At 66.3% G+C, this 11,189-nt stretch carries 8 protein-coding genes; 6 read left to right on the forward strand and 2 right to left on the reverse strand.

The annotated features are described in order from the left end of the window. The first annotated feature begins 29 nt into the window (after nt 1–29). Nucleotides 30–1,298 carry a hypothetical protein gene (locus ABE423_RS15535; RefSeq protein ID WP_346486643.1) on the forward strand — a complete coding sequence of 423 codons (1,269 nt, stop codon included), beginning with the start codon at nt 30–32 and terminating at the stop codon, nt 1,296–1,298. A gap of 85 nt (nt 1,299–1,383) precedes the next feature. On the opposite strand, the gene ABE423_RS15540 is transcribed toward ABE423_RS15535, so the two are convergent. After that, nucleotides 1,384–2,508: a GNAT family N-acetyltransferase gene (locus tag ABE423_RS15540; protein ID WP_346486645.1), complete on the reverse strand. Its 1,125-nt coding sequence runs from the start codon at nt 2,506–2,508 to the stop codon at nt 1,384–1,386. A 101-nt stretch (nt 2,509–2,609) separates the two neighbouring features. Beyond that, nucleotides 2,610–3,581: a thioredoxin-disulfide reductase gene (gene trxB / locus ABE423_RS15545; protein WP_014037154.1), complete on the reverse strand. Its 972-nt coding sequence runs from the start codon at nt 3,579–3,581 to the stop codon at nt 2,610–2,612. A gap of 233 nt (nt 3,582–3,814) precedes the next feature. Here trxB and ABE423_RS15550 point away from each other — a divergent pair, with 233 nt between their 5' ends. The 5 genes from ABE423_RS15550 (at nt 3,815) to ABE423_RS15570 (ending at nt 11,030) form a co-directional block, all read left to right on the forward strand. Then, on the forward strand, nt 3,815–6,175 hold the full coding sequence (locus ABE423_RS15550) for a DNA translocase FtsK 4TM domain-containing protein (protein ID WP_346486647.1): 2,361 nt from the start codon (nt 3,815–3,817) through the stop codon (nt 6,173–6,175). Nucleotides 6,176–6,214: 39 nt separating this feature from the next. Beyond that, nucleotides 6,215–8,158 (forward strand): DUF3857 domain-containing protein, encoded by a 1,944-nt coding sequence (locus ABE423_RS15555; protein ID WP_125895921.1) that lies wholly within the window; start codon nt 6,215–6,217, stop codon nt 8,156–8,158. Nucleotides 8,159–8,269: 111 nt separating this feature from the next. Continuing rightward, a complete protein-coding gene (lolA, locus tag ABE423_RS15560; RefSeq protein WP_024958744.1) occupies nt 8,270–8,908 on the forward strand; it encodes an outer membrane lipoprotein chaperone LolA in 639 nt (212 codons plus the stop codon). A 228-nt stretch (nt 8,909–9,136) separates the two neighbouring features. After that, entirely contained in the window at nt 9,137–10,414 is a 1,278-nt protein-coding gene (locus ABE423_RS15565; RefSeq protein ID WP_014037159.1) for a replication-associated recombination protein A, read from the forward strand. A 226-nt stretch (nt 10,415–10,640) separates the two neighbouring features. Then, nucleotides 10,641–11,030 carry a DUF805 domain-containing protein gene (locus tag ABE423_RS15570; protein ID WP_106548556.1) on the forward strand — a complete coding sequence of 130 codons (390 nt, stop codon included), beginning with the start codon at nt 10,641–10,643 and terminating at the stop codon, nt 11,028–11,030. The last annotated feature ends 159 nt before the right edge of the window (nt 11,031–11,189 follow it).

An 11,189-nucleotide genomic window follows, 5' to 3' on the forward strand; every position in this document is an offset into this window, starting at 1 on the left:
ATCACTGTTCACCGGCAAGGAGCCTCCGAATGAGTGACTCGATCAGCGCCATCCTCGACCTGCATGACGCCCCGCGCACGCGCAACGACAGCCAAGGCATGCTGCTGTCGATGGCCACTGAACAGCCGCGTCAACTGGGAGAGTTGATGCTGCAGGCGCTGGCGCGGCCTTCGCCGAGCTCGGCCTTCCTCGACATGGCACTGGACCTGCTGCCGGATGACGCGGTGCCCGCGGTCGCGGCCGACGCGTGGCGCCGCTATCGCGCGGGCGAGCGCGGTGACGTGTTGACGAGCGTGATGGAGTTCGCCAGCTATCAGGCGCCGCAGGTGCTGCAGGACGATTGGGAGGCATTGCTGGCGGTCGCCAGTGAGGATGAGGTGCAGTTGGCCACGCAGGTCTGGCAGGGCCTGCCCAGCGCGACGGCCGCGCATTGGGCGCAGGTCCTGGCCGAAGCCGATGACGATCGCGAAACGGCGCGGGCCAGGGCGTTGCTGCTCGCCGCCCAGCCCGAAACCTACGCCATTGCTCGCGGCTACCTGGTCGACTGGGGGCGCTTGGACGCCGAGGTCTGGGCGCACTGGGCCGGCGTCGCCGAAGGTCCGCAGCCGCGTCGCCTGCATGGCGAGCGGCCATTGCACTTCCGCTTCGGCCGCGAACAGCATCGCGCGCAGCAGGCGGACGAACCGAGCTGGCGCAAGCGCACCTGGCGCCTGCACCCGACCTGGAATGGTGGGCAGGTACACCATGCTGGGCAGATGGGAGGGCCGCTGGAAGCGCTGTGTAGCAGCTGCCATGCGCCGCTTCAGCGCCTGCTGCAGACCGATGCCGCCGCGCTGCAGCCGGGCGCGTCGGGCGAGATCACGCTGGGGCTGTGCCTGGACTGCTGCGGCTGGGAAGACCCGCCCGTGCGTTTCTATCGCCATGATGCGGCCGGCCTGCCCAGCTGCCACCCCAGCCAGCACCGTGAGGTGCCGAACACACCCACCGACAGTGGCGACCTGATGCAGGCCGAGGTGGGTCTGGTCGCCATGGACAGTGCGCGCTGGCAACAACAGGACTGGGGCCAGTCCAATCATCGGCAGAACCTGTCGCGTGTGGGCGGAGCGCCAAGCTGGGTGCAGAGTGCGTGGTACCCGGCGTGCATCGATTGCGGCGAAGAGATGCCGTTCGTGATGCAGCTGGATTCGACACTGCCGACCACGGGTGAGGGCACGCTGCTGTGGGGCAGCGGCGGCATGCTCTACACGTTCTGGTGTGCGAAGTGCCAGGTGAGCGGGCACTTCTGGCAGTGCACCTGAGCACAGCGCCCTCGCTATTGCCTTGGTAGGTGCCAACCTTGGTTGGCACGCTTTTCGGCACCGCGCCAATCGAGCAAGCGCGCCTCTACGGTTCTACGCGGAACGGCCCATGCCGCTGCAGCTCCTGCTGGTAACGCCGCACATTACGCCGCTCCTGCCGGCACCACTCCTGCAGCGCTTCCGCGAAGTCCGGATCGGCCACCCAGTGCCGGCTGCGCACCAGCGTGGGCAGGAAACCGCGTGCCAGCTTGTGCTCGCCCTGTGCGCCCGGCTCGAAGCGGGTCAGCCCTTCGCGCAGGCAATACTCGATGCCCTGGTAGTAGCAGGCCTCGAAGTGCAGGCCGGGCAGCGTGGCGCCGCCCCAGTAGCGGCCGTACAGCGTGTCTCCACCGCGCAGGCATAGCGCGCCGGCAATCGGCTCGCCGTCCTGTTCGGCCAGGAACAGCGCCAGCCCCCGACCCAAAGAAATGGCCAGGTGACGCAGGAAGGTCTCGGTCAGCGCCGGGGCATTGCCGTACTCGAGGAACGTCTGCAGGTAGAAGCGGTACATCGCCTGCAGATCGGCGCGGCTCGCTTCATCGCCGTGCACCACGCGGAAGGTGATGTCTTGGCGAACGACCTTGGCCCGTTCCTGGCGGATGTTCTTGCGATGCTTGTGGTTCATCGCACCGAGGAACTGGTCGAACGTCGCCCAGTCGCCCGGGTTCTGCCACTGGAACTGCACGTCTTCGCGCAGCAGCCAGTCATCGCCGAACAGCGCCTCGTCCACTGCGGTGTGGAAGTTGATATGGGCCGAGGACACGTCCAGTGCCGGCAGCGCCTCGCGCAACGCCGACAGCAATGCGGTGCGCTCTGAATCGTGACGGGCCAGTAGGCGCGGGCCGGTGACCGGCGAGTACGGCACCGCGCCCAGCCACTTCGGATAGTAGTCGCGGCCATGACGGGCGTACGCGTTGGCCCAGGCATGGTCGAACACGAATTCGCCGTGGGAGTTGGTCTTCAGGTAACCCGGAATGGCGCCGACCAGATGCTCGCCTTCCCATAGGGTGAAGTGCCGAGGCTGCCAGCCCCAGTCCTCGCGCAGGCAACCGTGCTGTTCAAGCCCGGAAAGGAAGGCATGACTGACGAAGGGGTTGCGGCCGTCGTGCAGGGCATCCCAGTCGGTTGCGGAAACGGACTGCAGGGAATCGAGGAAGCGGGGGGAAGGCATGAGGGAAGGATAGGGCAGATGAAACAGAAAGGCCGACGCACTGGCGTCGGCCTTTTGCCTGAGTCGAACCTGGCTCGACGCTACAGCAGCGGGTTCGCCCCTCAGCTGGCCTTGCCCTGCGCGTCCAGATAACGCTCGGCGTCCAGAGCGGCCATGCAGCCGAAGCCGGCCGAGGTGATCGCCTGGCGGTAGTGCTGGTCGGCCACGTCGCCGGCGGCGAACACGCCTTCCACCGAGGTCTGGGTGGCGTTGCCGCCCAGGCCCGAACGGATTTCCAGATAGCCGTTGTTCATCGCCAGCTGGCCGTCGAACAGGGTGGTGTTCGGGTGGTGGCCGATGGCCACGAAGAAGCCGTGGGCGTCTATGTCGCGGGTGCTGCCGTCCAGGGTGGACTTCACGCGCACGCCGGTCACGCCGGCGTCATTGCCCAGCACTTCCTCCACCTGGTGGTGCCAGACGGTCTCGATCTTGCCTTCGGCCACCTTCTTGAACAGCTTGTCCTGCATGATCTTTTCCGCCTTCAGGGTGTCGCGGCGGTGGACCAGGTAGACCTTGCGGGCGATGTTGGACAGGTACAGTGCCTCTTCCACGGCGGTGTTGCCGCCACCGACCACGACCACGTCCTGGTCACGGTAGAAGAAGCCGTCACAGGTGGCACAGGCGGACACGCCGCGGCCCTTGAACTCGTCCTCGGTCGGGATGCCCAGGTACTTGGCGGTGGCGCCGGTGGCGATGATCAGGGCATCGCAGGTGTACTCGTGGCTGTCGCCGATCAGCTTGAACGGGCGCTGCGACACATCGGCGGTGTGGATGTGGTCGAAGATGACCTCGGTCTCGAAGCGCTCGGCATGGGCCTGCATGCGCGCCATCAGGTCCGGGCCCATCAGGCCGTGGGCGTCACCCGGCCAGTTGTCCACCTCGGTGGTGGTCATCAGCTGGCCGCCCTGCTGCAGGCCGGTGATGACGACCGGCTTCAGGTTGGCGCGGGCGGCGTAGACGGCGGCGGTCCAACCGGCCGGGCCGGAACCGAGGATGACGAGGCGCTGGTGGCGGGAGGGCAGGCTGGTGCTCATGTAGACTCGCGAAAAAGTAGATGGGACAAGGCGCTGGCGATGTTTGCGCAGCATCCGTGGCTGGTCATAGAGTGGCGGCTGGGGCAGGGCGATTCAAGCCGATGAACAGAACGCCGTCATCCAGCAGTGGTTCCGGCCCTCTGATTGCCCTGTCAGATGTCGCATAACTGAAAACTGACGCCGTCTCATTTATTATCAATCACTAACAGCGCATTCCAAAGGTATGGTCTAAGGTGGCGAAGCAGGTCCCCGAACGCTCCAAGTCCGACGACAGCAAGGCGTCACGTCGCACGGCCGCGGCGGCGACGACCGACAATCCACGCCGCCAACGCCTCTGGCGCGACCTTGGCCTGATCGCCATCGCGCCGGCGCTGCTGTACCTGGCGGCCAGTCTGTTCACCTATTCAGCGACCGACCCGGGCTGGTCGCACACCGGCAGCGTGGTCGCACCGGTGCACAACCTCGGCGGCCGCGCCGGGGCCTGGATCGCCGACGTGCTGCTGCAGCTGTTCGGCTACATCGCCTTCCTGCTGCCGGTGGTGCTGGGCGCGCTGGCGTGGATCGCCATGTTCGGCCTCAAGCGCGAGAGCAAGGGCGAGAACGATCTGGACCCGGCGCTGCGCCTGGTCGGCCTGGTCGGTTTCCTGATCGCCGGCACCGGCTTCCTGCATGTCCGCCTGTTCAGTGGCGATGTCTCCAGTGCCGGCGGCATCCTCGGCAAGCTGGTCGGCAATTCACTCACGGTGGGCTTCGGTGCGCTGGGCGCGAACCTGTTCGTGCTGGTGCTGCTCTTGGCCTCGATCACCCTGGCCACCGGGCTGTCCTGGTTCGTGGTGATGGAGAAGATCGGCCGCGGCGTGATGTCGCTGGCGCCATTGCTGGCGCGCAAGAAGGAAGAAGTCACCGAATGGCAGCAGACCCGGGTGATGCGCGAGGAACGCCAGGAGGTACGCAAGGCCGATGCCGAGGTGCGCGCCAAGCGCGAGCCGGTGAAGATCGAGCCGCGCCCGGAACCGGTGATCGAGAAGAGTGACCGGGCCAAGCGCGACACGCAGATCCCGATGTTCCGTGGCGTCAACGGCGACGGCTCGGACCTGCCGCCGCTGGCCCTGCTGGACGATCCCAAGCCGCAGCCGGTGGGCTATGACAAGGAAACCCTGGACGCGCTGTCGCGGCAGATCGAGTTCAAACTGAAGGACTTCCGCATCGACGCCCAGGTGGTCGGCGCCAACCCCGGCCCGGTCATCACCCGTTTCGAGATCGAGCCGGCGCCGGGCATCAAGGTCAGCCAGATCAGTTCGCTGGACAAGGACATCGCGCGCGGCCTGTCGGTGAAGTCGGTGCGCGTGGTCGACGTCATTCCGGGCAAATCGGTGATCGGCCTGGAAATTCCCAACGTCACCCGCGAGATGATCTACCTCTCCGAGCTGCTGCGTTCGAAGGAATACGACAAGTCGGCCAGCGTGCTGACCCTGGCGCTGGGCAAGGACATCGCTGGCCGCTCGACCGTGGCCGATCTGGCGCGCATGCCGCACCTGCTTGTGGCCGGTACCACCGGTTCGGGCAAGTCGGTGGCGGTCAACGCGATGGTGCTGAGCCTGCTGTTCAAGGCCTCGCCGAAAGACCTGCGGATGCTGATGATCGACCCGAAGATGCTCGAACTGAGCGTCTACCAGGGCATCCCGCACCTGCTGGCGCCGGTGGTCACCGACATGAAGGAGGCCGCCAACGGCCTGCGCTGGTGCGTGGCCGAGATGGAGCGCCGCTACAAGCTGATGAGCGCGGTGGGCGTGCGCAACCTGGCCGGCTTCAACAAGAAGGTGAAGGAAGCCCAGGACGCCGGCCAGCCACTGATGGACCCGCTGTTCAAGCCGAACCCGGAACTGGGCGAGGCGCCGCGTCCGCTGGAGACGCTGCCGTTCATCGTCATCTTCATCGACGAATTCGCCGACATGATGATGATCGTCGGCAAGAAGGTGGAAGAGCTGATCGCGCGCCTGGCACAGAAGGCGCGTGCGGCCGGCATCCACCTGATCCTGGCCACGCAGCGCCCGTCGGTGGACGTGATCACCGGCCTGATCAAGGCCAACATCCCGACCCGCATCGCCTTCCAGGTCAGTTCCAAGATCGACTCGCGCACCATCCTCGACCAGTCCGGCGCGGAAACCCTGCTGGGCCACGGCGACATGCTGTATCTGCCGCCGGGTACCGCCATGCCCGAGCGTGTGCACGGCGCCTTCGTCTCCGACGAGGAAGTGCACCGCGTGGTTGAACACCTCAAGGCGATGGGCCCGGCCGATTATGTCGACGGCGTGCTGGACGAGGTGCAGACGATGGGCGACGGCGTGGTCGTCGGTGCCACCGGCCTGCCCGAGAACAGCTCTGCCGGCGACGAGTCCGACCCGTTGTATGACGAAGCGCTGCGGGTGGTCACCGAGACCCGTCGCGCCTCGATTTCCGGCGTGCAGCGCCGGCTGAAGATCGGCTACAACCGTGCAGCGCGACTGATCGAGGCCATGGAAGCGGCCGGCGTGGTCAGTCCGCCCGAGCACAACGGCGACCGCACGGTGCTGGCACCGCCGCCGCCGAAGTAAGACCCGACGTATCCCCCACGACGTCCAAGGAACCGACGCATGCTTCACCCCGTACCAAGCGCGCTGGCACTGGCGCTGGCAGCCTTCCTGGCTGCCGGCCCGGCACTGGCAGACACCGCCACCTCCGCGCCCGCCACGGCGCCGCCTTCCACCAGCGGCGATACCGAAGCCAGCAATAATTTCAGCATTGTCCGTTACCGCGCCGACTACCAGGTGCGGCCGGATGCGGGCAATGTGCAGACCGAAACCTACGAAGTCCTGCTCAAGACCAAGGCCTCGGTCGAGCAGTTCAGCCAGGTTCGGCTGAGCTACAGCGAGAAGATGGAGACGCTGGAAGTACTCGGCGCCTACACCATCACCGCCGACGGCCAGCGCCGCGACGTGCCGGCCGACCGCATCTACACCCAGGAAAGCTACTCCAGCGCCTCGGCGGCAATGTATGCCGACCGCAAGGTGCGGGTGATCGTGTTCCCGAACCTGGCCCCGGGCACGCGCCTGTTCTACCAGGTGCGCCGCACCCAGGCCACGCCGTACTTTCCCGGCTACTTCGGCCTGTGGGAAACCTTCAATGTCTTCACCGAGTACGAGGACGCGGAGGTCACCCTGAGTGCGCCGGCCAACCTGCCGATGTTCGTCGACAGCCGCGGCGTGCAGGGCAGTGATCGCCCCACGGTGAAGAACGGACAGGCACAGTGGCGCTGGCGCTACCAGCGTCGCGAAGCCATGCCAGCACAGAACTGGTCGGCGGCGGGCTGGGAGTTCGGCCCGAACATCATGGCCAGCACCTATCGTGACTGGTCGCAGATGGGTCGCGCCTACCAGCTCAAGGCCGGCCCGGCCGCGCAGGTCACGCCGGAACTGCAGGCGCTGGCCGATGAGATCACCGCTGGCATCAGCGACCGTCGCGAGCAGGCCGACGCGTTGTACCGCTGGGTGGCGCAGAACATCCGCTACGTGGCGGTGTACCTGGGCAATGGTGGCCTGGAGCCGAACAGTGCGCAGAGCATCCTCGACAACCACTATGGTGACTGCAAGGACCATGTGACGATCCTGGAGGCGCTGCTGGCGGCCAAGGGCATCGCCAGCTCACCGGTGCTGATCGGTGCCGGTGGCGGCCCGACACTGCCGAAGATTCCGGTGCTGGGCCGCTTCAACCACGCCATCACCTACATCCCCGAGTTCGATCTGTACCTGGATTCGACCACGGCGTGGGCGCGCTTCGGGCAGTTGCCGGAAGGTGACCTGGGCGCACCGGTGATGCGTACCCGCGACGCCTCACTGGCGCGCACCCCGGCCAATACGCCGGAGCGCAATGCCACCTCGATGGAGGTGCGCTTCACCTTCGACGCCAACGGCAACCTGCGCGGCGAGACGATTCCGAAGCTGGGCGAGAACGCCGAGATCGGCATGCGCGCCCAGTTCTCCCAGCTCAACGCGCAGAACCGTGCGCGCGCTGAAGAGCAGATCATGGCCGCGTCCGGTTTCGATGGGCGAGGGCAGCTGCAGATCCAGGGCGTGCCGGTCGACCTGACCCGGCCGTTTGGCTATCGCATGGCGTTCCAGGCCGAGGACTACGCCGACTTCAGCGTGGCCGGCGGCATGGCCGTGCCGGATCCGCCGGGTGGCGAGTCGGTGCGTGGGCTGTACGCCACTGCCTCGGCGCCGGCCAACGAAACGCCGTTCTACTGCAATGCCAGCCTGCGCGAGGAAACCTATCGCCTGCAGTTCCCGGCCAATGCGCCGATCATCGCCATCCCGGCCAGCCAGCGTTTCGCCAATGCAGCCGGCGAGTACCGGGTGGACTGGAGTCGCGAGGGGCAGGAGGTGATCGTGCACCACCGCTTGCAGCAGAATGCAGTGCGTGGGCCAGAGGCGTTGTGCCAGCCGCAGGACTATCCGGCGTTCCGCGCGCTGTATCGCGAAGTGCGGCGTGGCTTCCGCGGCCAGGTGCTGTACGGCAAGCTGCCGGGATCCGGTGGCTGAATCGCCGATGGACGTTCAGGGCGGCATAATGTCGCCCTGATCGCCCATTCATCTTTCCCCGGGCACACTGGCAACCACCTTTCCTGGCGCCCGCGCCCACAGGATTCCCGCATGAACTTCCGCTTCCGCCGTTTCCTTGCCACCACCACCCTGGCCGTGGCCTGCGCCGCCGCCGGCAGCGCCTGGGCTGGCGCCCGCGATGACCTGAAGACCTTCACCAGCGGCCTGAAGGGCCTGGATGGCCAGTTCAGCCAGCAGGTGTTCGACAGTCGCGGCAAGGTCAAGGAATCGACCAGTGGCCGTGTGGCACTGTCGGCGCCGCGCCTGTTCCGTTGGGAATACGTGCGCCCGCACGAACAGCTGATCGTGGCCGACGGCAGGAAGGTCTGGATGTACGAGCCGGACCTGGAACAGGCCACCGTGCGCGAGCAGGGCAAGGAAGAGCAGAACAGCCCACTGACCGCGCTGATCAACCCGGCGCTGCTGGAGCAGCAGTACGACGTCAGCGAAGAGGCCGCGCAGCGCGACGGCCTGCAGTGGCTGTCGCTGTCGCCGAAGCGCGAGACCGAAGCCAGCTTCCAGTACGCCGCGCTGGGCTTCAATGCCCAGGGCCTGGCCAAGATGGAAATCACTGATGCCGTTGGCCAGCGTACCGTGATCAGCTTCAGTGGCTGGAAGCGCAACCCGGGCTTCGCCGCCGGCACCTTCAGCTTTACCCCGCCGAAGGGCACCGACGTCATCGGTAATTGATCTGTGGCCCGGCGCAAACTGCTCTGGTGGGTGTCAACCGGCACCGTCTTGGTGGGTGTCAACCTTGGTTGACACGCTTTTGATCTGCCGGCCAGCGGCCGGCACTACCGGAATCGTGGCCACCCGGCGCGGTACAATGGCCGTGTGCCAAGACATCGCTCCACTTCATTCCCCGGCCCCGATCTGCTGAGCGTCGATCGGGAACATCTGCGCCCGCTGGCCGAGCGCATGAGACCGCGAACCCTCGACGAAATGGTCGGGCAGAAGCGCCTGCTCGCGCCGGACAGTGCGCTGCGCCGCGCGGTCGAATCCGGTCGCGTGCATTCGATGATCCTGTGGGGGCCGCCGGGCTGCGGCAAGACCACGCTGGCCCTGCTGCTGGCCGAATATTCCGACGCCGAGTTCCGTGCGATCTCCGCAGTGCTGTCCGGCCTGCCGGAAGTGCGCCAGGTGCTGGCCGAGGCGGCGCAACGGTTCGCCGAAGGCCGCCGCACCGTGCTGTTCGTGGATGAGGTGCATCGCTTCAACAAGGCGCAGCAGGATGCGTTCCTGCCGCACATCGAGCGCGGCACCATCCTGTTCGTCGGTGCCACCACCGAGAACCCGTCCTTCGAGCTGAACTCGGCGCTGCTGTCGCGCTGCCGCGTGCATGTGCTGGAAGGTGTTTCGCCTACCGACATCGTCGAGGCGCTGGAGCGTGCGCTGGGTGACCGCGAACGCGGCCTGGGCGAGGAGGGCATCGAGGTCGCCCCCGAGCTGCTGCTGGAAATCGCGACCGCCGCCGACGGCGACGTGCGCCGCGCGCTGACCCTGTTGGAAATCGCTGCCGAGCTGGCGGGCGGGGAGGGGGGTCGCATCACCCCGCAGACCCTGACCCAGGTGCTGGCCGATCGCACCCGTCGCTTCGACAAGGGCGGCGAGCAGTTCTACGACCAGATCTCAGCGCTGCACAAGTCTGTTCGCAGTTCCAACCCGGATGCCGCGCTGTACTGGCTGACCCGGATGCTCGATGGCGGCTGCGATCCGTCCTACCTGGCCCGCCGGCTGACCCGCATGGCCATCGAGGACATCGGTCTGGCCGATCCGCGCGCGCAGAGCATGGCGCTGGAGGCCTGGGACATCTACGAGCGGCTGGGTAGCCCGGAAGGCGAACTCGCGTTCGCTCAGTTGGTGCTGTACCTGGCCAGCACCGCCAAGTCGAATGCAGGCTATGCGGCCTTCAACCAGGCCAAGGCCGATGTGCGCGAGAGTGGCACCGAAGAAGTGCCGCTGCACCTGCGCAATGCGCCGACCAAGCTGATGAAGGAGCTGGGCTACGGTGCCGAGTACCAATATGACCATGATGCCGAAGGTGGTATCGCACTGGACCAGACCGGTTTCCCGGATGCGATGGGCGAGCGCGTGTACTACAACCCTGTGCCGCGCGGCCTGGAAATCAAGCTGAAGGAAAAGCTGGACCGGCTGCGCGCCGAGCGCGAAGCGGCGCGGGCGGCAAAGGGTCGTTGAGCCCGCTCTTGTAGAGTCGAGCCATGCTCGACTCCGCTCTTGCACGGACTACGGGTGCCTTCTGGAACAGCAGTCGAGCATGGCTCGACTCTACAGAGGGCAATGGCAGTCGAGCATGGCTCGACTCTACAGGGGGGCAATGGCAGCCGGGCGTGGTTCGTCGCCACATTGTCCTGTGCGCCTGCATTTGGCACACTCCGCGGCTTCTCTTTCAAGGATCGATGCCGTGCAGGAAATGATTCTGCCGTTGAAGCGCTACGCCCAGTTCGAGGGCCGCGCCAACCGCCGCGAGTACTGGATGTACCAGCTGTTCCTGTTCCTGGTCGCAACCGCGGTGATGCTGCTGGCCGGTGTGCTGGCGATCCTCCTGCGCAACAGCCCCGATGCGCTGGCCGGCATCCTGATTGGCATGGTGGTACTGCTGGGCGTGATGTGGCTGGCCACGATCGTGCCGCTGATTGCCGTGACCGTACGCCGCCTGCATGACTGCAATCAGTCGGGCTGGCTGTTCCTGCTGGCGCTGGTGCCGGGCGGTGGCATTGTGATCATGATCTTCTCGCTGCTGCCGGGCACGCCGCAGGAGAATGTTTACGGTCCGGTGCCTTCGGGGCCGTGAGGCTGCGGGAGTCGAGCATGGCTTGTATGTTCCTCCCGGCTCCTACGCGGTATGTAGGAGCCAGGGTGGAGGGACCGTCAAGCATGCATCTGCGGATACTAGCCGACAGACGAGTCGAGCGATCCCCATCCCGCACACGAACGTCGATAAAGGATCGTA

It is taken from the genome of Stenotrophomonas sp. TWI1409, assembly GCF_039673015.1.
Lineage (GTDB): Bacteria > Pseudomonadota > Gammaproteobacteria > Xanthomonadales > Xanthomonadaceae > Stenotrophomonas > Stenotrophomonas maltophilia_A.

Bases quoted from the DNA above. Each gene is read 5' to 3' on its own strand.
- ABE423_RS15535 (WP_346486643.1), top strand. From the start codon at position 30: ATGAGTGACTCGATCAGCGCCATCCTCGACCTGCATGACGCCCCGCGC.
- ABE423_RS15540 (WP_346486645.1), bottom strand. From the start codon at position 2,508: ATGCCTTCCCCCCGCTTCCTCGATTCCCTGCAGTCCGTTTCCGCAACC.
- trxB (WP_014037154.1), bottom strand. From the start codon at position 3,581: ATGAGCACCAGCCTGCCCTCCCGCCACCAGCGCCTCGTCATCCTCGGT.
- ABE423_RS15555 (WP_125895921.1), top strand. From the start codon at position 6,215: ATGCTTCACCCCGTACCAAGCGCGCTGGCACTGGCGCTGGCAGCCTTC.
- lolA (WP_024958744.1), top strand. From the start codon at position 8,270: ATGAACTTCCGCTTCCGCCGTTTCCTTGCCACCACCACCCTGGCCGTG.
- ABE423_RS15565 (WP_014037159.1), top strand. From the start codon at position 9,137: ATGAGACCGCGAACCCTCGACGAAATGGTCGGGCAGAAGCGCCTGCTC.